Raw genomic sequence first — 23,564 nt, 5'->3', positions numbered from 1 at the left:
CGTCATGGGCGACCGTGGCGGTTGCCCTTGCCGGCGGATTGCCCTGCCCGGTCAAAAGCGCCTGACAACGGCATCCCATGCCCAGAATCCTGAAGTGGCGGGAGCGTTCAACATTGCCGGTAAAGGGACCATCCCGCTGGACGACATGGGTGGCCTCATGGGCAACCGGCCGGCATGGGTGCCCAGCCGGATCCTCTACCCGCTGAATCACATCGCCTGGACCTTGCGGCTTCATTTTATCACCCGCTTTCCCAGCGTTGCCCTGGGGCTGTTTCGCTATTCACGGATGGCCTCCCCCCAACGGTTTATCGACCGGACCAAGTTTTCCTACCGATATGACAGCCGAAGCGCCTTTGGGGATTTTGCCCGGCATGCCGGGCGCTCGTCCAATGCACACCGGCAGCGATGACCCTGGAGGCATCTTCCCGCCTTCGCTTCATGCCGGGGCACACTAAAATGGAAACATATCGTTCTATTGAAACAATTATTGCCAAAATTTTATTTAAACATATATATTAAATTGTTACGTAGATTTTTGAACATATTTTGGAAATAAATATTACCATTCAGAGGAATTACCCTGTGCAGGCATCCAGCCATGCTGTTTTCATCCGTGGCCCTTGCCTCACCGTCTGAACATGGCTGGCAACAGATCCAACCCCTTAGATTTTCATCCAATTCGTCCTATCCATGATCTGACGTCCGCCCGACAGACTGGGGTCAGCCAGGACATCGATCGCCGGCAGCCCTATACTTGGCAGGCATCTTGCTGTTTATAAGGATTTATGCTCCAGCGACTGACCGCTGCCTAGTGCCCATCCATAAATGGCCAATTTGTCCGATATCTGCGTTGCGCTCAAAATTTTATCCTCGGAATATCAGCCATATGCCTGCGGTAAAATTTTTCGCGCGCCTTGATCTCGACCCAATTTTCCTATTTCCGGATGAACACTACCTAACCATTTAACTGGATTTGAAAAGGAGGGACCATGATTGTCGGCATCTTAAAGGAGATCAAGACGGAAGAGAACCGGGTGTGCATGACTCCGGCGGGGGCGGAAGTGATGATCCACAACGGGCACACGGTACTGGTGGAAAAAGACGCCGGCGCCGGCAGCGGCTTTGCCGACGCGGCTTACGCCGGGGCCGGGGCCCGTATCGTCGACACCCCGAAGGAGATCTTCGATGCGGCCGACATGGTCATGCACGTCAAAGAGCCCCTGCCCCCCGAGTACGACCTGATCCGGGAGGGACAGATCGTGTTCACCTACCTGCACCTGGCGGCCGACGAGACCCAGACGCGGGCGTTGATCAAGAGCCGCAGTGTCAGCATCGCCTACGAGACCATCCAGAAGGCCGACGGCAGCCTGCCGCTGCTGACGCCCATGAGCGAGGTGGCCGGTCGCATGGCCATCCAGCAGGGGGCCAAGTACCTGGAGATGGCCCAGGGCGGCCACGGGGTGCTGCTGGGAGGCGTTCCCGGCGTGGACCCGGGCACGGTGGTGGTGATCGGCGGCGGCGTGGTGGGGGTCAACGCGGCCAAGATGGCCTGCGGCCTGGGGGCCAAGGTCTACCTGCTGGACATGAACCTGGACCGGCTGCGCTACCTGAGCGACGTGATGCCGGCCAACTGCTTCACCTTGATGTCCAGCCCGGCGACGATCCGCAAGCTGGTCAAAGAGGCCGACGTGGTGGTGGGGGCCGTGCTGATTCCCGGGGCCAAGGCCCCGCGGCTGGTGACCCGTGACATGCTGGGAACCATGAAGAAGGGGTCGGTGCTGGTGGATGTGGCCATCGACCAGGGGGGCTGTTTCGAGACCTCCAGGGCCACCACCCACGGCAGCCCCACCTACGTGGTGGACGGGGTGGTGCACTACTGCGTGGCCAACATGCCCGGTGCGGTGGCCAAGACCTCGACCCTGGCGTTGACCAACGCCACCCTGCCCTATGCGGTGGAGATCGCCAACAAGGGGTGGAAGCGGGCCATGCAGGAGAACGCCGAAATCAAGCCGGGCGCCAACGTGATCGACGGCAAGGTCACCTACCGGGCCGTGGCCGAGGCGTTCGGCATGGCATACACGCCTGTTGAAACCCTGATCGCCGATTAGCGGGTTTAGAACGGCACCCGCCATTATCCTCAAACCGGGGACCCAAAAGGTCTTTCCGCCATGGCGGAAAGACCTTTTGTTGCTGGCCGTGACGATGCGCTCGACCCGGACGCCGGGCCGCGAATGGCATCGGTCCGGGGCCGCGGCCGGACGATCCTTCAAAAGCCAATGACTGGCAGCCGAAATGACAATAACAGCATAATTTTGGCCTTAAAACTACACAAATGTAATAAATCACCCCAGCCAAACCTCCCCTTAGAGTAAACGCAACCACCCGTTTTCATATTATATAAATTCCCTCCTGCGCATTGGCACGACAATTGATTTGAAACCCATTTTCAATCAAGGGACTGTGGCCGACATGACATCCGACCCGATGATTATTGAACCATATATACTAAATGTCATTTTGAAAAAAAATTCGTCTTGACAGATGAAATCGATTATAATAAATGGTCTGACCATTCCGAAAACAATTGCGTGCCCACCCGGAATAACGAATTCAGTCACTTTTTTCTTTTCCAATTTTATGTTCACCCAGGATCGAGCTGCTGATCGATGACCCATTTGTTTCGTGCCGCCAAACAAAATCGGATCTTCCAGGATGTGGTCGAACAGATCCAGGAGGCCATCATCGACGGTCACCTGAAGGTGGGAGACCGGCTGCCCGCCGAACGTGAACTCAAGGAGATGCTTCAAACCAGCCGCAGCACCCTTCGCGAAGCCCTTCGCGTACTGGAACAGAAGGGCCTCATCCAGATCAAACTGGGTATGGGCGGAGGTGCCGTGGTCCAAGCCGTCTCCTCGGATCTGGTGACCGAAAGCCTGGATCTGCTGATCCGGTCCCACCAGGTGTCCCTGCGGCACATCGCCGAATTCCGCGAGCGGGTTGAGGAAGATGTGGTCCGGCTGGCCACCTCGCGCATGCAGGAATCGGATAAAGAAATCCTCAAAAAGCTGCTGGACGACGCCCGCCAATGCGCGACGCGGGGGAATGAAGCGGTTTCCGATTTTCTCAACGCCGATAAAAACATCCATCTCTGTTTTGCCAGAATGACCGGCAATCCCATCTATATTTCCATCCTCAAAACCATCCACGAAAACATCCGCCGTTACTACGACGCGTTTTTAGTGATGGAAAAGCCGGAAATGAGGGAAAATCTGGCTGACCTTGAAGATGTGGTGGCCGCCATGGAAAAGGGAGACATACAAAAGGCCGGCAAGATCGCCCGGACCCATGTGAGGCGATTCAACGGGTACATGGAAATCCGGGAACAGCAGCATGAAAAATAATGCGCGGATCGCCCGCGGACAGAACATCGGGCAACATATAGGTTTCAATACGACAACGGGATAAATGGTTTGGTGTTATGGCGCATTTAGAACTGGACAACATCACGGTGAGATTCGGTGGGCTGGTGGCCCTGTCCCAGCTGAGCTTTTCAATCAATACGGGTGAGATCGTGGGTCTCATCGGTCCCAACGGTGCCGGCAAGACCACGGTGTTCAACGTGCTCACCGGTGTCTACAAAGCCAGCAGCGGCGATGTCCGCTTCGAAGGCAACAGCATCCTGGGGAAACCGCCCCACCAGATTTTTTCAAAGGGAGTGGCCCGCACTTTCCAGAACATACGCCTGTTTTCGGCCATGACGGCGGTTGAAAATGCCATGGTGGCCAGGCACTGCCGCTCAAAAAAAGGAGTCGTGGGCGCCATCTTCCGCACCCTCTCCCAACGCCGGGAAGAACGCCAGATCCGTGGCAAGGCCCTGGAGGCACTCAAGTTCATGGGTGTGGACGAATATGCGGACACCGTGGCCTCCAACCTGCCCTACGGCCTGCAGCGGCGTCTGGAAATCGCCCGGGCCCTGGCCTCCCAGCCCAAGGTGATCCTGCTGGACGAACCGGCTGCCGGCATGAACCCGTCGGAAAGCTCGGCCCTGATGAAAGATATTTCCCGGATTTGTGAACTCGGGATCGACGTGCTGCTGGTCGAGCACGATATGAAAGTGGTGATGGGCGTGTGCAATCGTATTGTCTGTGTTGACCATGGCGTGAAAATCGCCGAGGGAACGCCGGAAGAAATCCAGTCCAATCCCCAGGTGATCGAGGCGTACCTGGGTCAACCGGCAAGTCAAAAACACTAACAAGCAGGAGGAGCGTCAAATGAGGAAGAAACTGTTCGTCGCACTGGTATGTGGCCTGATGATCGTCCCCTTTATCATGGGAACGGCAACGGCAAAAACCCTTAAGATCGGCTCCATGAGTCCGCTGACCGGCCCCTATGCGTCAGACGGAACGGACATTAAAAACGGCGTGTTGACCGCCATCCAGGTGTTCGAAGAAGCCGGCGGCATCCCCGGTTATGACAAGATCGAACTGTTCGCCCAGGATACCGCCTGCGATCCCAAACAGGCCGTGGCCGCCGCCAACAAGCTGATCAACCTGGAAGTCGCCGGCGTCGTCGGCGCCTACTGCTCCTCTTCCACCATCCCGGGCTCCGAGACCCTGGACGAGGAAGACATTCCCATGCTGACCCCGGCCTCCACCAATGAAAAGGTGACCGACCGCGGCCTGCCCTACATGTTCCGCCTGTGCGGCCGTGACGACGACCAGGCCCCGGCTGCCGCCAAGTTCCTGAAAGAAGCCCTGAAGGCCAAGACCATTTTCATCGTCGACGACAAGACCACCTACTCCCAGGGCCTGGCCGACGGCGTCAGCAAGGCCGCCAAGGAATTGGGGATGGAAGTGGTCGACCATGACCATGTCAACCAGGGCGACAAGGACTTCGCCGCCGTGCTGACCAAGGCCAAAAAGGCCAAGGCCGATGTTTTCTACATGTCCCTGCAGGGATACTCCCCCGGCGCGCTGATGGCACTGCAGGCCAAACGGCTGGGTATGACCTCCCAGATCGTCACCCAGGACGCCATGTTCCAGCCCAAGTTCATGGACGTGGCCAAGGATGCCGCCGAAGGCGTTTACCTGACCTACGGTTTTACCGACAAGACCACGCCGGAATACAAGGCCTTCGAAAAAATCTATGTGCCCAAGTACGGACCCATCGCCGCCTACGCCACTTACGCCTACGATGCGGCCACCGTTCTGCTCCAGGCCATCAAGACCGCAGGGTCCACCGATCCGGCCAAGATCAAGGCCGAAATCATGAAAATGGATTTCGACGGTGTGGCCAAGCGCATCAAGTTCAAGGCCAATGGCGACTCCGGATCGTCCTACATCGCCTTCAAGGTGACCAACGGCGAGTTCAAGCCCTACTGGCATCCTGAAAAGGGACTGCTCAAATAAACCGCAGATGTGATGTGGCGGCCCGGCCGTGATGGCCGGGCCGCCACGGGTTTCGTGTCCACTGTATACGTCAATGTGAAAAGCGATTCTATGGAATACTTCATACAGCAATTGATTAACGGAATTACGCTGGGAGGACTGTACGCCCTGATCGCGCTGGGCTACACCATGGTCTACGGGGTCATCCAGCTGATCAACTTCGCCCACGGTGAATTTTTTGCAACCGGAGGTTATGTGGGGGTGATCCTGCTCAGTTTCTTTACCGGACTGGGATACATGGACACCCACCCCATTCTCTGCCTGGCGGGCGCCTTCGTCCTCACCATGGGATATTGCGCCTTTCTGGCCGTGGGCGTCGAAAAGGTGGCCTACAAACCCCTGCGCAAACAGTCACGCCTGGCCGCCCTGCTCAGTGCGCTGGGCATGTCCATCTTCCTGTCCAATGGGCTGATGCTGACCCAGGGGGTGTATGACAAAGCCTACCCCGGTGAGCTGTTCCAGGGCGGTGTCAATTTTGGAGACATCACCATCGGCTACCTGCAGATGATGATCGTGGGCATGACCATCTTCCTGCTGATCGGACTCAACATCCTGGTGTTCAGGACAAAGATCGGCATGGCCATGCGGGCCACGGCCCAGGACAAGGTCATGAGCAGCCTGGTCTCCATCAGCAGCAACCGGATCATCTCCCTGACCTTTGCCATCGGCGCAGGCCTGGCCGCCGCCGCCGGCATAATGGTGGGCCTCTACTACGGTTCGGTGCGCTACGACATGGGATTTCTGCCCGGCATCAAGGCCTTTGCCGCGGCCGTTCTGGGCGGAATCGGCAATATCACCGGCGCCATGCTAGGCGGATTGATCATCGGCATGGTAGAAATTTTCGGTGCGGGATACATCTCCGGTCAGTATAAAGACGTGTTCGCCTTTATTATCCTGATCTCCGTGCTGTACTTCAAACCGACTGGAATCATGGGCGAGAATATCGATGATACACGAGTTTAAAAAAGTCTGGAAACCCTACACCATCGGCCTGTTGTGGCTGCTGGGACTGCTGTGGCCCCTGCTGGGCATTCACCCGGACGGCACCCTGTCCTTCGGCACGACCTTTACCGTCTGGCTCTACATCGCCGCCGGCACCACCACCTGCCTGCTGCTTTACATCATGAACAAAAGCGGCAGCCTGGACGCCGTCAGCCGGCCCATGGCCGGGCTTCGGGATACGGTCGGCGAGGCGTCGGGCAAGGTGCCCACCTGGGTATGGATCGTCCTCCTGCTGGCCGCGGCCTTCTGCTACCCGTTCCTGACCGGTCGATACGCCCAGGACGTGGCCACCAACGTATTGATTTATGTCTGCCTGGGCCTTGGGCTCAACGTGGTCGTGGGGCTGGCCGGCATGCTGGACCTGGGCTACATCGCCTTCTACGGAGTCGGTGCTTACACCTACGCCCTGTTGAATATCCATTTCGGCATGTCCTTCTGGGTCTGCCTGCCCTTTGCGGCCGCCCTGGCCCTGACCGCCGGCTGCATCATCGGATACCCGACCCTGCGCATGCGCGGCGACTACCTGGCCATCGTGACCCTGGGATTCGGGGAGATCGTGCGCATCCTGCTCAACAACTGGATGGAACTGACCAACGGCCCCAACGGCCTTCTGGGTGTCAAACCGCCCAGCATCCTGATCCCCAGTTTTGAAGGCGGTATCAGTTTCGAGGTGTTTTACCTGAAGAAACTGCACTTCCTGTACTACATCGCCCTGGCCCTGGCCATCGTCACCATCATCGCGGTCAGACATCTGAATTTTTCCAGAATCGGCAGGGCCTGGGAATCCATCCGCGAAGATGAAACCGCCGCCGAACTGATGGGGGTCAACACCTTCAAGCTCAAGCTGCTGGCCTACGCCATGGGCGCGCTTTTCGCCGGCCTGGCAGGCGCCTTTTTCTGTGCCCGCATGCGATTCGTCAGCCCGGAGAGCTTCACTTTTTTAGAATCGGCCATGGTGTTGAGCATGGTCGTTCTGGGCGGCATGGGCTCCATCCCCGGCATCATACTGGGCGCGGCCGCGCTGATCGTGCTGCCGGAAGTCTTCCGTGAATTTGAAACCTACCGCATGCTGGTTTTCGGTATGTCCATGGTGGTGATGATGCTGTTCCGGCCCGCCGGTCTCATCCCGGCCAAACGCATGGGCACCCGGGGCGAGGAGAAGGAGTGATCGATGGCCGACCAACCGATTCTTGAACTGAAAAACGTCTACTCCAGCTACGGCTCCATCAAGGCCCTCAAAGGGATTTCCCTCAAGGTGTACCCGGGGGAAATCGTGGCCATCATCGGCGCCAACGGTGCCGGGAAATCCACCACGCTGATGACCACCTGCTGCGTAATCCCCATCGACCAGGGTGAAATCTGGTACGACGGCAAGGCGATTCACGGGACAGCGGCCGAGGCCCTGCCTGAATCCGGTCTGTGCCAGGTCCCGGAGGGGCGACGCATTTTCCCGCGCCTGACCGTGGACGAAAACCTGACCCTGGGCGCCTTTTTCCGCAAGGACACGGAGGCCATCGAAGCCGACCGCCAGCACGTCTACAACCTGTTCCCCATCCTCAAGGACCGCCACAAACAGCATGGCGGCACGCTTTCCGGCGGGGAGCAGCAGATGCTGGCCATCGCCCGGGCGTTGATGGGCCGCCCCAAGGTGCTGTTGCTGGACGAACCCTCGCTGGGCCTGGCCCCGCTGATCGTGCAGCAGATTTTCGATATCATCAAGGACGTCAACAAAAAAGAGGGCACCACCATCCTGCTGGTGGAACAGAACGCCAACCTGGCCCTGCAGGCCGCCTCGAGGGGCTACGTGCTGGAAACCGGCAACATCACCCTGGAGGATAATGCCCAGGAACTGCTCGACAACCCGGAGATACGAAAAGCCTATCTGGGCGAATAACTGACGAATCCGCCTGGAATGTGTTTTTTCCGACTTCATCAACCAAGCCCCAAACGCCGCTGAGCCCTTTGTTAAAAAGGGTTTCAGGGGCGTTTTATATTTGCGGCATTGCTTGACATCAATAGGCCGGAGAGTTAGTATACAGCTAAGATTGTTCTTTAAAAAATTGGGGGCGAAACGGCTTCGACGGGGATAAAGAAGCATTGATTGCATGCCGAGCTCTCACCGACTCGTAAAACTGGTGGGAACTAAATATAATCGCTGACGATTATAACTACGCCGTAGCAGCTTAGTGCTACCGTTCTACCGGGTTTTTCCCGCGGACCTGGATAGAGCGTCGACTAGTGGGATAGCCGATGCTGAATGCCTGCTACAGCAGCGGCGAAACTTTAGCAGGATAGCCTTTGCATTACCCTGCCTGATGGAGACTGTCAGAGGCGATACTTAGAGATCAGGACAAGCATGTAGATATCCGTGTGGAATATTTTCGGACGCGGGTTCGACTCCCGCCGCCTCCACCATTATTTAAAAATAAAACCAAGATGTTAATTAACTTTGACATCCTTTTTTTGTTGTTCGGATGTTGTTCGGGTTGTTCAGCCTAATTTGAATCAAATCAAATCTATTTCTGACACCCCCAGTTCATATTGCCAAGCAAATTCAATCCCCTGGACCCGGAAACTGGCTTGACGATTACCACTTAGAACCAGCCGCAGCGCCAGTCTGTACTATGTCGGTACACGCGAACGTTCCGGAAAGTCTCTACTTGATCGTAAGCCCATGATTTGAACGCCTTGTAGTGCTTCCCGAAGGAATTAGCGAGCCCTTCCGGGTCGTAAAGGCGTTCAGGGTCTTACCGTTGCCGAAGTTGCGATCATTCCGATTTGCCATCATATGAGTCCCTCCAATAGCGACACGATTCTTTTAGCGGTCTCCGCGTCAAAGTGACCGGCCAGGCGCCGGTAGGTCCTTTGGATCCGTTTGGCCTGCTGATTGGCAGGTGAGGTCTGGACCGTTATGTTGAGGTGAGCCCGCTGCACCAACTCGGCGAGCGCACATTTCCAATCCTTCACCGTTGACGGACTCCGCCCTTTGGTGATGTGGGCCATGAACCCGTCGTAGTGTTCCTGCCGGATACCGCACCGGGCCATACGGCCGCAGCAGTGCCATAAGGCACCGCCGGTCGAGTTTAGACCCGTCTACCGGGGCTGCCCGGATTACGCAACGACACATGCGCTGCTACCGCGGCCATTTTTTTTATTTTTGAATGGATTAACTGGAACGGCGGAGAATACCGCCTCTTAAAGCATCCGCAAAACGCATCGGTTGGTTGGCGATGCATTCGGACAAGCTGTAGATGCCCTGCCTGACAGGGGGTGCCAGGCCGACACCGGCTAAACTGGATATTGCAGCATCAAGAAGGCTGCACGCAGTTCGCCTGTCTTACAATCTGACATGCCGGTTGAGCTACCATCGGGACAAAAAAAAGCAGACCTTGCCCAGGTTCTGCCGTATGCTTCGTTGCCAGATGGCGCACCAATCCGGTACATGTTCCCCGCCGTTGAAATATCAATGACGAGGTTTCTTGGTTGCGGTCGTCGTCAAGATAGGTGCGCACTTAAGCCCACAACACGACTCCCGCAATTCTTAAATCCCCATTCCGAGACAGACACGATCTCCCAGGCCAAAGCCAGCAGCATCACATCAGGCGTTGGACCGGATCAAGGGAATTTAGATCCGCCAACAAACCGCATCTGTCTGATGGTTCTCGGGCTCCGCAAAGATGCTTTTGCGTGTCCGTTATCCCTGAAGTTCAGGGAAGACCTATAGGCGTTGCATAGTAAGAAAATATGAATCCCCCGAAAGGGCGTTTTTAACTACATCAAGCCCGGAATCAGCTCCGGGACTTTTATTACCGGCACTTCGATCCATAACTTTAGATTTTTTTGGATAGCACAGTTTTTTTCTGGTGATCCGATTTCGACCTCACTCACGGACCACCTATTTTACTCTGCCACCCCCGCTTTTTCCCTATTGATTCTGCCGAAAAACAATCCGCAGTGTACAATAATTATTTTTGTTCATAAATTATGAACATTTAAGTTTTTTGTACAAAAAGGTCCAAAGCATATTGCCATTTGTTCAATTTTATAATATGTTCATAAAATATGAACATTCAATATATTTGAACAAATGGAATTAAGAATGGAACCGGAAATCCAGAAACTGATTGATAACGCGACGGAATTCTTCTACCAGCAGACAGGAATAAAAGCAATTTTCCGGAACCCAGGAAGAGAAAAAAATCAATGTCCTGATGGTTGGATACAGATAAATCATGAGGCTGCGCCAATTGAACTTGCCGTGCAGGTTAAGAAAAATTTGACTCGGGCCGCTGTCCTTTTAGAAAAGGTACAACCCCTTCTCCCACAGAAAGACCACCTTCTGGTTACCACTTATGTAACACCCCCTTTGGCGGATCTGATGAAGAGGGCAGGCATGTTCTTCATGGATACGGCAGGCAATGCGTACATCAACAAGCCGCCGCTATTTGTATTTATCAAAGGGAATCCTCTCCCTGATAAAAGAAAAAGGGCTCCCACAACAAGACGTTTATTCAAGCCTGCCGGATTAAAGGTCATATTCACACTGTTGAATGCGCCGGACATTGCCAACCTTCCCTACCGCAAGATCGCTGAGATGACCGATGTGGCATTGGGAACGGTTGAATGGATATTTCGAGACCTCAAGGAGATGGGGTTTCTAATTGAAATGGATAAACGGGAGAGAAAGCTCCTCAAACTGGAAGACCTGCAAAAAAGATGGGTCGAGGCTTATCCTGATCAATTGCGACCCAAGCTCATCATCGGTCGGTTTAATGCGGACAATCCCGAATGGTGGAAAACCATCGACCCAATGGACTACGGAATTTGCTGGGGTGGTGAAGTGGCTGCGGCAAACCTCACCCAGCACCTAAAGCCCGAAAAGATCATCATTTACGGAAGAAAACTACCCGGAAAATTGATTATCCAAAATAAGCTTCGTAAAACCGATGCGGGAAAAATCGAATTCTTAGAGCCATTCTGGAAATTTGCCCATGTTCTCACGGACAAAGGAATTGTGCCGCCGCTTCTGGTTTATGCCGATTTGATGGCAACCGGCGATGATCGAAATATTGAAACAGCTGGGATTATTTATGACAACTATCTCGCATAGCTTGATTGGAAAGCTCGACAGCAACATCATCAATTTTTTATCTGCCCTCAATGAGATAGCGAACAATCTGGAAATTCCTTTTTTTGTCGTCGGTGCCACAGCACGGGATATCCTACTGCAGCATGCCCATGACCTTCCTTCGACTCGGGCAACGATAGATCTTGATATCGGTGTATCAGTGTCGGACTGGAACCGGTTTCAGGCCCTTAAGGATGAGCTGTTAAACAGCAATTTGTTTACGGCTTCTAAAGAGACGCATCGCCTGCTTTACAAAGAAAGCTTCCCCGTCGATATCGTTCCCTTTGGAAAAATCTCTTCAGATGATGGGTCGATATCATGGCCACCTGAGTATGATTTTGAAATGAGCGTGGTCGGATTCCAGGATTGTTACCAACACGCAATTTCGGTTCTGATTCGCGAAAATCCAGACTGTGTGGTCAAGGTTGCAAGCTTGGCGGGACTGGTCATTCTGAAAATCGTATCCTGGGATGACAACGTAGAAAGGCGCGGCAAGGACGCGGCCGACCTATATTTCATAATTCGAAATTACATTGAAGCCGGAAATATGGAACGTTTCTTTGAAGAGCAGGATGACATCCTGCAAAAGGAAGCATCCGACTATGATCTGGCTTCTGCGCGTTTTCTTGGAAGAGACATTGTGAAAATGGCCAGTCCGGCAACTAAAACAAAGCTTATCAACATACTAAAACGGGAAGCCGCCTCAGAGCAAGGACACAAAATTGCGATGAATGTGTTGAGCCAGGATTCAATGCGAAGAGAGTCCTATGACCGTGTCGTTGAATATTTTAACGCATTGTTACGGGGGATTTTGGATTAGAGCCGAATCTTTATTCAACCAAACAAAGACAGAGGCAATAACCCAGAGAAGTGTTTTGAAAATAAGAATGAAATTTGGCTTGTCCCAGATATCTGGGACTGCTTCGACAGAAATAAATATCAGGGCAAGAATAGATACAAGTTTTGGTGTAATGATTTTAGAAATTCTCATATTTGATGATGTTTAACGCGGAGCTGAGACGCGGGAAACGCGCCAGCGTTTTCCCGTCGAATCTCCAGCGAAATGTTAGACCTTGTTTTTGAAATTTGGAGCCCTTAAAATGTTGTCAATAACAAGCATGTTTTCTAAATCTCTTCTCTTGTGTTTTGATATCTTTATTGCAATTCGTGCCGCTTGAACATCACTTGAGATGTGCACAGGTTTCTTGCCCCCATCATTGCTTTCGATCTTGTACCTTTCCCCCGTTATTAGATATAGAGAGCGAGCCACTTGGAATTGCGATATTAACGGATGATATGAGCCCTTTTCATTAAGCACTTCTTCTAAATAAGGTACGTATGCGGGATTACCGGTCATGCCCATTGAATCTATAGCTTCATATAGAATTCCCCATGTGTTTTTATTTCTCCATTGCGTCCTATCTTTATAATTCTGATTGAATATCTTAATCAAAAAATCGGTCGAATCTGATTTGCCGATTACACCGCAAATTCTCAAATATTGCCCATGTAAATGTGAATTTTCGTTTTTAAGAATCTTTTCGGCAAAGGTATCTTCAATTTTTTCGTTTCGGCTATCTTGTAGATCCTCTCAAGAACAAAAAAATATCCAAATGACGGATCGTCAAATCCTTCGGCTATAATTACAAGGAACTCCTCATTATCGTATGTCGCTTTCTTAATAAAAGAATAGACAATAATACTATCGCTATGATTATGATTTTTTTCTTACGTGTGAAGAGGATACTCTTCATAATTATCATCGGGGTCTAACATTAGTTACTCACCGCAATACGATGAGCAGCGGGTTGAGTTTTTTTAGGTCTTATGATCAAAATATTAATTTCTACCGTAATTTCCTTTTACCTACCATATCTCCTTGATAAATAAATGATTTTTCCTTTATCTGCCTTAAACTGAAACTTTTGCAAATTGCAAAAAAGAGCCTGGTTAGAGCCCAATTTGGGTTGCTCATCGTATTTTGCGGTGAGCATTACAACACTAAATGGAGGTGAATATGATTCAGGAATTCAAGCGGTATTTGTCCACCCAGAAAGTGATCCAACAAAAAAAATCCATTATTACGTGAAGTGGGTCCAACAGCTCTATCACTACCATGACAAGCCTGCAGAAACCTACATAAACGACCAGGATATCAGTACTTTTCTAACCCAACTATCAAAAAATTGTAAGCAATGGCAGGTAGAGCAGGCAGGCGAAGCCATACAACTATTTTTCTTTTTCCGTAGGCGAAAATTGATTGCACCAGAATTACAAGATGCCTCATCAAAAGAGAAATGGAAACTCAATGCCGATGATATGGTCCGAATGATCAGACTCAAACAGCTATCAATAAATACCGAAAGAACCTACCTCACATGGTTGCGATCCTGTTTCCGTTTCGTTATGCCAAAATCGCCGGAAGACCTTACCTGTAAGGACGTTAAAGATTTTCTTACCCATCTTGCAGCAGATCGCCACGTATCACCGTCCACCCAGAACCAGGCTTTCAATGCAATTTTATTTTTCTATCGCCATATTCTCGAAAAAGAGATCGAAGATCTCGATAACACAATGCGCGCTCGTAGAAAGAAAAGATTGCCCGTTGTGCTGACCCAAAATGAGGTTCGCACGGTGATCAAACAGATGAAGGGTGCCAATCAGCTTATGGCCAAAGTCATTTACGGTGGGGGACTTCGTCTGCAGGAATGCCTTGGCCTTCGAATAAAGGATATTGATTTCAAAAGGAATCGGGTATCGATAATCAATGGAAAAGGAGGCAAGGATAGGGAAACCCTCTTACCGGAATCGGTTCGCGCGGATCTTCATCGCCATCTACAACGTGTATGGGACATTTATCTGCAAGACCGAAAAAACGAAATTCCAGGCGTATATCTTCTATATGCTCTTGAAAGGAAATACCCAAACGCCGGCAAAGAATGGCAATGGCAGTGGGTCTTCCCCTCGAAATCGCTGTCTATGGATCCCCGGACAAAAATTATTCGGCGCTATCACCTATACCTCAGCAATTTGCAGAGAAACCTACGGAAAGCTGTAAGAAGGACATCCATTTCCAAAAGGGTCATCGTCCAAACGCTTTGCCACAGTTTTGCGACCCATTTACTTGAAAACGGCACGGATATTCGAACCATTCAGGAACTGCTTGGGCATAGCAGCCTGAAAACGACCATGCTCTATACCCACGTTGCATCCGTCAATTTCGATGGTGTCAGGAGTCCCCTGGACAAAATCTAAAAATCGCTTTGGGCACACAGAGGTCTTGAGTTTAAAATAGGCCGCGTCCATTTGCTTTGGATACGACCAGAGATATGCGGATTGTCTGAACGAAGCCGAACAGGGCTCAATGTAGATATCTACTATTTGAATAATTTTGGAAGACTTGGCCAACCACAACATATAGTGGTTGGCCTTTTCCTCTCAGATGTTGTGATTCGGTCGATATATCCATGCCCACACCGCGCTGAGTTTGTCCTGAAGGATGGGACGTTGACTTGACGTAGTGGACGTTTTCTTTAAGCTCTTTGCGCCAAACCAGATTGCGGATGGTGCCGGCACACTCGTATTTTGCTGGATTCGTGTGTCGCAAAACGGCCCATACGAACTTCTGTTCTAAATTTCTTCTCACGATGAAGAATGACTTGATGATGAGAAGTAACACCAATTTTTTTGATCGCTGAACGTGTTAATCATTGGTGTTTTTGGATCGACACTATCTAATATTTACATTCACATACCGCTCCGGATATTTTTGAGTTTATCTCATATTCAGTTGTTTTTTCTCATATAATTTTATAATCATTTTCTCCTGCCAGCCTCAATACCTGAATATTGGTATTGATTCAGGCTTTTTGTCTGTAATGGTTCATCTTTCTGAAAGGAGTGGGTAATGCGCCGAGGCTTAGCTCTGTTCTTGACCAGTTGTCTTTTTATTGGGTTGATCTCATGTGGAAGCAGCAATTCCTCCGACAATTCATCTGGAGAAGCCAATCAACCACCGGAGGCCATTGCCGGATCGGACCGGACCGTCAATATCGGTGATGTCGTGACCCTAGACGGCACAGCCAGCAGCGACCCGGATGGTGACACGATTGAGTATGACTGGACAATGGTCAGTATTCCCACGGGCAGTGCCGCGGTTATTCTCGATGAGACGGCCAGCCAGCCGAGTTTCACCGCTGATACGGCAGGAGAATATATTGTTGAATTGATCGTAAACGACGGCACCGAAGACAGTGTGGCCGATGAGGTGACCATCACAGCCGGTTTTGCACCGCCTTCAGGGCATGTTCTGGTTAATTTCAGGATAGACGACACCAGCAGTCCGATCACAGACCCGGGGTATGCCTGGAAAGGCTCGTTCAGCTTTAATTCGACCACACGGATCCTGACCCTGGACGGTTCATGGACTGGGCCTTTCCCCATGCTGTACGATGACGGTCCCTGGAATACCGGCGGGCACGAGCCTTCTGATGCCGTGGCCGGCGACAACATCTGGGGCGTGACGGTGTGGGTTGCGTCCCCCGCATCTGCGCTGACGTTTGAATACGGCGCTATCAGTGGTTCGATAGACGGTTCTGATGGCGATTGGATCTGGATTGGCAGCAATGGGACCTTCAGCGTTCCGGCGGGCGCAACCGCCTCCGTGGAAGCAGACGGACTGATACTGCCCTGATGGTGGCAAAGTAAAGATGGGTTTTTTATAGCGTTCGCCATCGTTTCCGTACACGACCATGGCAACGATGGCGAACGCTAAACGCTATTTTATATTTTCTCGGAGAAAAATCATCCAGACACCGGTTGAGGTATCGCAAAGGAGCAGGATGAAAGGACAACGCTGCCGTTCAGTTTGGTGTCCGTAAATTCGATGTGAATCGATGAAGAAAAAAACAGAACGGGCAGCAAGGCCCATAGAGGATTTTTTACAGCAAACATCAAAAGGGGTAACAGGGAAACTGATCAGGGCACGCCCATTTGAAGAAAATTCAACTTGACAGAGAAATTTTAGTTTGTTAGCGAACGTTCGCATACTAATGAAAAACCATCAGCCACAATATTTTATCTGTTCGTTTGCCACCCGGGCTGTCCGCCGGATGGTCGCCTACTATAACCGGGCTTTTGAACCCTTGGGGTTTACGGCTCAGCAGGCAATGGCCCTTGGGGTGCTCTGGCAGGAGGACGGAATCAGCCTGGGAGAATTCGCCCGGCGGGCGGGCATGGGCAAGGCCGCTGCCGTGACCATGATCCGACGCTTGGAACGCATGGATCTGGTCACCAAAGCCGCCAATCCCACGGACGGCCGCCTGAATGTATTGAATCTGACCCCCAGGGCCCGGACACTGTCCCCTGAATTGTTGGCCACGGGGGCAGCCCTTGAAAAAGAGATTGAAAAGGCTGTGGGAAAAGAAGATATGGCTGCCATGATCCGGGGGCTGAAAGCCATCCGGGACATGGACATATAGTTGAATGTTGTCAGATCAAAGGACGGGAAAACCTATGGATCCCATCGACAGGGCAGTTGAAAAGGGGTGGACCTCATTATCCGAACATACCTCCAAACAGGTGCTGGAAGAGTGGGGCATCCCTGTTACCCGGGAAGCACTGGTCCAAAATATCCAGGAGGCCGAAACGGCTGCGCAAGAGATTGGATATCCCGTGGCGCTCAAGCCCTGTGCCAGGGACCTGATGCACAAAAGCGAACTGGACTGCATCGAACTGGGCCTGTCGGGACCGGATGAGGTGGGGCAGGCCTTTGGCCGGATCCGTGAAAAGATAAATGCCCCCATAGAGGGCATTCTGGTTCAGGAAATGGTTGCCGGCAGCCGGGAACTGGTGGCGGGGCTGAGCCGGGATCCCCAGTTCGGCGCCTGCGTCATGCTGGGGTTCGGCGGGGTCATGACCGAGGTGATTGCAGATACGGTGTTCAGGGTGGCCCCCTTTGACGAGGTCGAAGCGATGGACATGATCCGGGATTTACGATACCGGGCCATGCTGGATGCGTTCCGGGGCCAGGCTCCGGCCGATTCGGACACCCTCTGCCGGATTCTCACGTCCCTGGGACACCTCGGCATAAAACGACCTGAAATCGGTGAGATCGATATCAATCCCCTGATCATTTCCCCGGACGGCGCCGTCACGGCGGTGGACGCCCTGATTGTTCTGGAAGGAGAAAAACGGTGTTGATGTCCACGATTACCCAAAGCCCGCTGTACAAGATCGCCTGCCCCGAGAGCATTGCCTTTTTCGGGGCTTCGAATAATTTTTCCGCCATGGGATCCAGCATCCTCAACGCCATCCTCGGCGATGGATATGAAGGCCGGATCTTTCCGGTCCACCCTGAAGAGAAGCGGGTCATGGACATTGAGGCCTATCCCCGGGTTGGTGATCTGCCCCGGGTGCCGGACATGGCCTATATTGTCCTGCCGACCAGAATCGTCGCCGAAACCCTGCGTGCCTGCGGGCAAAAGGGGATTCGCCGTGCCGTCATCGTGACGGCCGGGTTCAGCGAGGTGGGGACGGAGGGAATGGCCAGGCAGGAAGAGATCAAGGCCATTGCCCGGAAATACCATATCCGGTTCACCGGTCCCAACTGCATCGGCGTGGTCAACGCCCACATGAAATTGAACGCCACCTTCATTCCCTCCACCTGCCGGCCCGGCTTCATCGGCATGGCCTCCCAGAGCGGCAGCTTCATCACCCAGATGTTCGATTACCTGGGCACCCGCTTCGGACGGGGGTTCAGTACGGGTTTCAGCCTGGGCAACGAGGCCGATATCGATATGGTGGACTGCATCCGGTACCTGGGCGCCTGTCCGAATACCCGCGCCATTGCCCTGTATATCGAGTCCATTCGCAGGGGGCGGGCGTTCATCGAAGCGGCCCGGGAGGTTTCCCGGACCAAACCCATTGTGGCCTTTTACGTGGGGGGGTCGGAGAACGGCAAAAAAGCCTGCCTTTCCCACACCGGATCCCTTGCCGGCCCGGACCGGCTCTATGACGGCGTATTCAAACAGAGCGGCATCATCCGGGCCCGGTCCGTGGAAGAGATGTTCGATTTCTGCTATGCCCTGGGCGCCTGTCCCGTGCCGAAGGGAAACCGCGCCGTGATCCAGACCCATTCCGGCGGACCCGGCGCGGCCGCTGCCGACGCCTGCGACCGATCCGGCATCGAACTGCCCGCCCTGTCCACGGTGACCCTGGAGAAGCTCGGACCGTATGTTCCCCACACCGGCAGTGTGAACAATCCCGTGGACCTGACCTATACCAAGAACCCGCTCGATTTTTTCCAGGCCATCCCCAGGATCCTTCTGGAAGAAGAGGGGGCGGACAGCATGCTCGTCTATTTCCTGGCCTCGGCGGCCATGATCCGCCGGGCCCTGGCCGGCCTGAGCGTTCCGGAGGAAGAGATTGACGACCAGGTGTTAAAGATCGTCGACGAACAGTGTGCGTCCATGGCCGCCCTGATGACATCCCATGACAAGCCGGTGCTGGGTTTTTCTTTTCTGACCCGGGAAAATCAGTTTATATCGGGGCTCCAGGATAAAGGTGTGCCGGTGCTGCCAAGCCCGGAGCGGGCCGCCCGGGCGCTGGGGGCCCTGGTGGAATACAGACGCCTCAGGGAAAAGCTTTTCCGCTCAAAACGGAACGATTTTGTCAGTTAGAACCCGAAGCGGGTGGACGTTTCGCGGCCGGGTTAGCGGACATGGCCGCCACCTTCGGCGCCAGCAGCACCAGGACACCGCCCACCACGACGCCTGCGCCCAGGATCTCGATGGCGTCGAGGACCTCACCTAAAAAGATGCGGGCATAGACAACGGCGAAAGCGATTTCCGACATCACCAGGATGGAGGCGATGCCGGCTGGCAGGCGCCCCAGGGCGAAGGTATAGGCGAAAAAAGCGAAAACCGTGGAGATGCCGGTCAGACCGGCAAACCACAGGAAGGTGCGGGCAGGCGCAGGAGGGGGCATCAGGCTGCCCGTAACGGCCTGGCAGGGCAGCAGCACCAGGGCGGCGATGCCGAAGGCCCAGGCAAGGGTCGCCACGGGGCTGTACCCGCTGCGCAGCGCCTTGCCGAAAAGGCTCCACCCGGCATACAGGGCCGGAACGAAAAAGCCCACCGCGATACCGGCCGCGCTGACATCCGGTGCCCCGGCCTGCAGAAGCCCGGATATCAGAACGGTTCCCGATGCAATCAGGAACAAGGAAAAGAGGTTGGGTCCGGTCAGCGGCTCTTTCCAGACCATTCGGGCAACGATCAGTACGATGGCCGGCATGGCCGCCTGCTGCACCGTGGTGACGGCGGCGCCGTTGAGCTGATAGCCCAGGTTCAGGACCACGTGGAATACGCCCAGGCAGATGCCCATACCGGCCATCACCGGCCAGTCAGCCCGCCGGATCGACATGCGGTCCCGCCGGGCAGCGAGCCCCCATAAGAAAAAAGCGCCAAAGGAGATCGTATCGCGCCAGAACGCCAGGGCCAGCGAGGAGATTCCCGCCCCGGCCAGAATCAGCTTGACGAAGATCCCGGAAAGGGCCCAGCAGGAGGCGGCCAGCAGCACGGCGATGATACCTGAAACCGTCACACGCACGATAGTATCCCCATTGGTTCTTCTTTTTTCTTACGGCCGACAAACCCATCGTTAACGGTTCAAGATTCGCGGCTGGAAGCCGCTCCTATCGGTCTTCAGCCTGAAGCCTGCGGTTACGCCACCAGCTGCTTGACCAGCTTGACCGCCCCCGGGGCGTCGGCGCTGTATCCGTCGGCGCCGATCTGGTCGGCGAAGGCCTGGGTCACCGGGGCGCCCCCGATGATCGTCCGGGTCGCCATGCCGGCCTCTTTCACCGCCTTGACCGTGCTCTCCATGGACGGCATGGTGGTGGTCAGCAGGGCCGACAGGGCGATCACGTCGGCCTTCTTTTCCGCCGCCGTCCGGACAAAGGCCTCGCTGTCCACGTCCACCCCCAGGTCCACCACCTCGAACCCGGCGCCTTCCATCATCATGGCCACCAGGTTCTTGCCGATGTCGTGCAGGTCGCCCTTGACCGTGCCGATGACCACGACCCCCTTGCTCTGGCCCTGGCCCTCGGCCAGGTGGGGCTTGAGCAGCCCCAGGCCGGCCTTCATGGCCTGGGCCGCCATGAGCATCTCGGGCACGAAGAGTTCGCCGGCACTGAAGCGCTCGCCCACCTCGTCCATGGCGCTGATCAGGCCGTCGTTCAATATGGTGTCGATGGCCGTGCCGGCGTCGATTTCCGCCTGGGTTCTGGCCGTTACCGTGGCCTCGTCAAAGGCCAGCACGGCGTTGAAAATGTCCTGGGTGGTCATGATGTTTTCTCCTGTGTGAATTGGCGGTTCTGATTTTAAAAAGACCTCTTATTCCCAGCCGGCCTGCATCTCGTCCAGCAGCTTGATGGTATCAGCAGGCAGCGGTTCCGGCCGGTGTTCCATCTTCTTCAAGGTTTCCGCCTGGAGCCGCTGTTCAAACGTTTTGGCACCGGCTGTCTTCCATTGATCGTAGACCATGCGTTCGAAGATGTCGGAATATTTGATCGTCTTGAAATGCTTGAGGGTGTGGGGGTCCTGGAGGTAGTGCCCACCCGGCCCCACCCGGTGGATGACGTCCAGGGCCAGGGTCTCTTCGGTAACCGGGATGCCCTGCATGTAGTGATCGACCGAATCGACGATGTCGTGCACCAGCACCATGAATTCCGGCGAGGCCACGGAGCCGTGATCCATCCAGCTGCTGCAGTCGTGGACCAGGCCCGAACCGGCGGCGGCGGCGGAAAGGATCTGCAGGGCCGCCTCGGCACCGGCCTGGGCGTCGCAGAACTTGGCGTCGGTGGCGCCGGCCGTGCCGAAAAAGGGCAGGCCATAACTCTGGGCCATCTGGGCCATGGCCGCGGTCATCAGGCTCATCTCCACGGCACCGTATGAGAAAATAGTGGAACGCATGTCCATGATGGTGGTGAACGCCCCGTAGATGAAAGGCGCACCGGGGTTGACCAGTTGATGCACCACCAGGCCGCTGAGGGACTCGGCGCTGGCCTGGACCAGGGCGCCGGCGAAGGTGGCCGGAGAACTGCCGCAGCACTGGGGCGCCGGGAAGTTGATCAGCGGGATGCCCTTCTCGGCGCAGTACATGACCTTCTCGATGGCCGGGTCAAAATAGACCAGGGGTGAAATGGGTTCCGAATAATGCACGATGGTGGGGGCCGCGTCGAACGCCTCCCTGCCGCCGCACAGCAGCAGGGCCATCTCGTAGGTGTCTTTAATGCTGTTGGTGTCCTTGCAGCAGAACACCAGCGGTTTGACGCAGTTTTCGAACACGTTGCGGGCAATGATCCGGTCGGCGATGTCGGCGGGCACATCATCGGCCATGCCGATGGTCATGCACCACTGGAAGTGGGGAAGGGCGTCGCACAGGGCCGCCGTGGTTTTGACGTGCTCGCTGATGAACCGTGAACGTTTGTGGGTCCTGGGATCCTGGTAGTCGACGCAGTCCAGGCTGGGACCGAAATAGCTTTTGTCCCGTTCCAGGAACACGTTGCGTTCGCCGGTACGCGTGCCCAACACGATGCGCGACGGCGCCTTGCGAATGGCGTCTTCCACCAGCCAGGCGGGAATCCTGACCCGGTCGCCGTTGACGGCGGCACCGGCACCTGCAAGGATTTCCAGGGCCTTGGGGTGGGTGATCTTGACGCCGGTGCGCTCCAGCACGTCCAGGGTGGCCATATGGATCTGGGCGATCTGGTCTTCGCTGACGACCTGAAGGCGCGGTTTGAAGTATAATTCATCGGTTGTCATTCCCATTATGGTTCTCCTCCTTTGGAAGATTTTTTAAGCGTGTATCGCTGCCAGCCGAATCACAGGGGCAGCCAGGTGCCGATGCTTTTCTCGACGGCCCGCTGGAAAATCAGGGGCGCCACGGCCATGTCGTCCATGGCCAGCCCCAGATTGGCGGCCATGGTGATTTCGTCCGCATTTTCGCGCCCGGTTTTTCCTCCGGTCACCAATTCGCCCAGTTCGGCATAAATCTCGGGGCAGTCCTGAAAATAGCCGCCCGCATCTTTGTAGTAGTTGTACTGACCGATGTGGTCCGTGGTCCACTTGGCCGCCTCGCCCAACGCCTCCCGGGAGAAAAAGGAATCGAAATCCACCAGGGAGACAAAGGTGCCCGGATCCACCCATCCGGCCTGGATGGTGGCATGGGGCACTTTCAGAATCGGCCCCGAAGTGACCACGATGTCGCAGCCGGCGACCGCCTTTTTGGGATCGTCGACGATTTCGACGTTCAGTCCCAGCTGGCGGGCAAAATCCGCAAGGTCACTGGCGTTATCTTTGTTGGGATCGAAGGCGAATACCTTCTCCAGCGGAAAAAGGACATTCATGGCTTCAAGGTTGGTATGCCCCTGGACACCGCAGGCCAGGATGCCGATAGTCGAGGAGGCGGGCCGGGCCAGATACCTGGCTGAAACGGCCGAGGCCGCGCCGGTGCGCATGGCGGTGATCCAGGCGCAATCCATCACCGCCTTGGGAATGCCCGTATCCGGATCGTTGAGGATCAGCAGACCGGTGATATAGGGCAGCCCCTTGGCATGGTTGCCGGGATAGCCGCTGACCCATTTGACGCCGGCCGACTGCATGGCCGGAATATAGGCCGGCATGGCGTGGATGAAGTTGTCTCCTCCTTCGCCCGGGTGAATTCCCGGCTTGGGCGGCATCTCCACGCGGCCGTGCCCCATTTCGGCAAATCCCCTTTCGACGGCATCGACGATCTCCGCCATGGTGAGGCCGACGTTGGCCACATCGTCCTGACTCAGATAAAGCAATTGATTGGTTTTCACGCGTCCTCCTGTGGATTACTCAGCTGTAAAGCGTACATGGGAAAAAGGTGTCTCGCCAAACAATTAACTACATTCAGCAAATGATATGCCATCGCTTTTTGGCATGAATGCAAATCGACACAAT

At 54.6% G+C, this 23,564-nt stretch carries 21 protein-coding genes and 1 other RNA gene; 16 read left to right on the top strand and 6 right to left on the bottom strand.

Annotation, left to right across the window (positions count from 1 at the left end; translation table 11 throughout):
* The first annotated feature begins 4 nt into the window (after positions 1 to 4).
* From DSCA_RS22700 to ssrA, 9 genes are all read left to right on the top strand, one after another.
* Positions 5 to 409 carry a Rossmann-fold NAD(P)-binding domain-containing protein gene (locus DSCA_RS22700; RefSeq protein WP_155318619.1) on the top strand — a complete coding sequence of 135 codons (405 nt, stop codon included), beginning with the start codon at positions 5 to 7 and terminating at the stop codon, positions 407 to 409.
* 580 nt (positions 410 to 989) lie between these two features.
* Positions 990 to 2,108, top strand: coding sequence for an alanine dehydrogenase (ald, locus tag DSCA_RS22695; protein ID WP_155318618.1), 1,119 nt, complete (start codon positions 990 to 992; stop codon positions 2,106 to 2,108).
* A gap of 558 nt (positions 2,109 to 2,666) precedes the next feature.
* Positions 2,667 to 3,401: a FadR/GntR family transcriptional regulator gene (locus DSCA_RS22690; protein WP_155318617.1), complete on the top strand. Its 735-nt coding sequence runs from the start codon at positions 2,667 to 2,669 to the stop codon at positions 3,399 to 3,401.
* A 77-nt stretch (positions 3,402 to 3,478) separates the two neighbouring features.
* Positions 3,479 to 4,252: an ABC transporter ATP-binding protein gene (locus DSCA_RS22685; protein WP_155318616.1), complete on the top strand. Its 774-nt coding sequence runs from the start codon at positions 3,479 to 3,481 to the stop codon at positions 4,250 to 4,252.
* A 19-nt stretch (positions 4,253 to 4,271) separates the two neighbouring features.
* Complete coding sequence (locus tag DSCA_RS22680) at positions 4,272 to 5,408, top strand: branched-chain amino acid ABC transporter substrate-binding protein (protein WP_155318615.1); 1,137 nt, start codon at positions 4,272 to 4,274, stop codon at positions 5,406 to 5,408.
* Positions 5,409 to 5,498: 90 nt separating this feature from the next.
* A complete protein-coding gene (locus DSCA_RS22675; RefSeq protein ID WP_155318614.1) occupies positions 5,499 to 6,410 on the top strand; it encodes a branched-chain amino acid ABC transporter permease in 912 nt (303 codons plus the stop codon).
* Positions 6,394 to 7,617 (top strand): high-affinity branched-chain amino acid ABC transporter permease LivM, encoded by a 1,224-nt coding sequence (gene livM / locus DSCA_RS22670; protein ID WP_155318613.1) that lies wholly within the window; start codon positions 6,394 to 6,396, stop codon positions 7,615 to 7,617. Before DSCA_RS22675 ends, livM begins: the two co-directional genes overlap by 17 nt.
* Positions 7,618 to 7,620: 3 nt before the next feature.
* Positions 7,621 to 8,343 carry an ABC transporter ATP-binding protein gene (locus tag DSCA_RS22665; protein ID WP_155318612.1) on the top strand — a complete coding sequence of 241 codons (723 nt, stop codon included), beginning with the start codon at positions 7,621 to 7,623 and terminating at the stop codon, positions 8,341 to 8,343.
* Between the two features lie 168 nt (positions 8,344 to 8,511).
* Positions 8,512 to 8,864, top strand: a transfer-messenger RNA (tmRNA) gene (gene ssrA / locus DSCA_RS22660).
* A 369-nt stretch (positions 8,865 to 9,233) separates the two neighbouring features.
* Here the strand turns inward: ssrA and DSCA_RS22655 are convergent.
* On the bottom strand, positions 9,234 to 9,494 hold the full coding sequence (locus DSCA_RS22655; RefSeq protein WP_155318611.1) for a hypothetical protein: 261 nt from the start codon (positions 9,492 to 9,494) through the stop codon (positions 9,234 to 9,236).
* A 1,054-nt stretch (positions 9,495 to 10,548) separates the two neighbouring features.
* Here DSCA_RS22655 and DSCA_RS22650 point away from each other — a divergent pair.
* Positions 10,549 to 11,559: a type IV toxin-antitoxin system AbiEi family antitoxin gene (locus DSCA_RS22650; protein ID WP_167527919.1), complete on the top strand. Its 1,011-nt coding sequence runs from the start codon at positions 10,549 to 10,551 to the stop codon at positions 11,557 to 11,559.
* Positions 11,507 to 12,397 (top strand): nucleotidyl transferase AbiEii/AbiGii toxin family protein, encoded by an 891-nt coding sequence (locus DSCA_RS22645; RefSeq protein ID WP_155318609.1) that lies wholly within the window; start codon positions 11,507 to 11,509, stop codon positions 12,395 to 12,397. Before DSCA_RS22650 ends, DSCA_RS22645 begins: the two co-directional genes overlap by 53 nt.
* A 246-nt stretch (positions 12,398 to 12,643) precedes the next feature.
* Here the strand turns inward: DSCA_RS22645 and DSCA_RS22640 are convergent, their stop codons facing one another.
* Positions 12,644 to 13,030, bottom strand: coding sequence for a hypothetical protein (locus DSCA_RS22640; RefSeq protein WP_155318608.1), 387 nt, complete (start codon positions 13,028 to 13,030; stop codon positions 12,644 to 12,646).
* A gap of 479 nt (positions 13,031 to 13,509) precedes the next feature.
* Here DSCA_RS22640 and DSCA_RS22635 point away from each other — a divergent pair, with 479 nt between their 5' ends.
* From DSCA_RS22635 to DSCA_RS22615, 5 genes are all read left to right on the top strand, one after another.
* Positions 13,510 to 14,832, top strand: a complete 1,323-nt coding sequence (locus DSCA_RS22635; protein ID WP_197904648.1) for an integron integrase — start codon at positions 13,510 to 13,512, stop codon at positions 14,830 to 14,832.
* 652 nt (positions 14,833 to 15,484) lie between these two features.
* A complete protein-coding gene (locus DSCA_RS22630; protein ID WP_155318607.1) occupies positions 15,485 to 16,270 on the top strand; it encodes a PKD domain-containing protein in 786 nt (261 codons plus the stop codon).
* Between the two features lie 358 nt (positions 16,271 to 16,628).
* On the top strand, positions 16,629 to 17,057 hold the full coding sequence (locus tag DSCA_RS22625; protein ID WP_155318606.1) for a MarR family winged helix-turn-helix transcriptional regulator: 429 nt from the start codon (positions 16,629 to 16,631) through the stop codon (positions 17,055 to 17,057).
* 34 nt (positions 17,058 to 17,091) lie between these two features.
* Positions 17,092 to 17,778 carry an acetate--CoA ligase family protein gene (locus DSCA_RS22620; RefSeq protein ID WP_155318605.1) on the top strand — a complete coding sequence of 229 codons (687 nt, stop codon included), beginning with the start codon at positions 17,092 to 17,094 and terminating at the stop codon, positions 17,776 to 17,778.
* Positions 17,778 to 19,256 carry an acetate--CoA ligase family protein gene (locus DSCA_RS22615; RefSeq protein WP_155318604.1) on the top strand — a complete coding sequence of 493 codons (1,479 nt, stop codon included), beginning with the start codon at positions 17,778 to 17,780 and terminating at the stop codon, positions 19,254 to 19,256. Before DSCA_RS22620 ends, DSCA_RS22615 begins: the two co-directional genes overlap by 1 nt.
* On the opposite strand, the gene DSCA_RS22610 is transcribed toward DSCA_RS22615, so the two are convergent.
* The 4 genes from DSCA_RS22610 to DSCA_RS22595 all read right to left on the bottom strand — a co-directional run bounded on the left by DSCA_RS22610 (position 19,249) and on the right by DSCA_RS22595 (position 23,440).
* Positions 19,249 to 20,184, bottom strand: a complete 936-nt coding sequence (locus tag DSCA_RS22610) for a DMT family transporter (protein WP_155318603.1) — start codon at positions 20,182 to 20,184, stop codon at positions 19,249 to 19,251. The genes DSCA_RS22615 and DSCA_RS22610 overlap by 8 nt on opposite strands.
* 113 nt (positions 20,185 to 20,297) lie before the next feature.
* Positions 20,298 to 20,921: a cobalamin B12-binding domain-containing protein gene (locus tag DSCA_RS22605; RefSeq protein ID WP_155318602.1), complete on the bottom strand. Its 624-nt coding sequence runs from the start codon at positions 20,919 to 20,921 to the stop codon at positions 20,298 to 20,300.
* Positions 20,922 to 20,969: 48 nt separating this feature from the next.
* Positions 20,970 to 22,406 (bottom strand): trimethylamine methyltransferase family protein, encoded by a 1,437-nt coding sequence (locus DSCA_RS22600; protein ID WP_155318601.1) that lies wholly within the window; start codon positions 22,404 to 22,406, stop codon positions 20,970 to 20,972.
* A 53-nt stretch (positions 22,407 to 22,459) separates the two neighbouring features.
* Positions 22,460 to 23,440, bottom strand: a complete 981-nt coding sequence (locus DSCA_RS22595; RefSeq protein ID WP_155318600.1) for an ornithine cyclodeaminase family protein — start codon at positions 23,438 to 23,440, stop codon at positions 22,460 to 22,462.
* Positions 23,441 to 23,564 lie beyond the last annotated feature (124 nt).

This window comes from Desulfosarcina alkanivorans (assembly GCF_009688945.1).
GTDB lineage: Bacteria > Desulfobacterota > Desulfobacteria > Desulfobacterales > Desulfosarcinaceae > Desulfosarcina > Desulfosarcina alkanivorans.
Note: the sequence above shows the minus strand (reverse complement) of the source record. Positions and strands in the feature narration are given on the sequence as shown.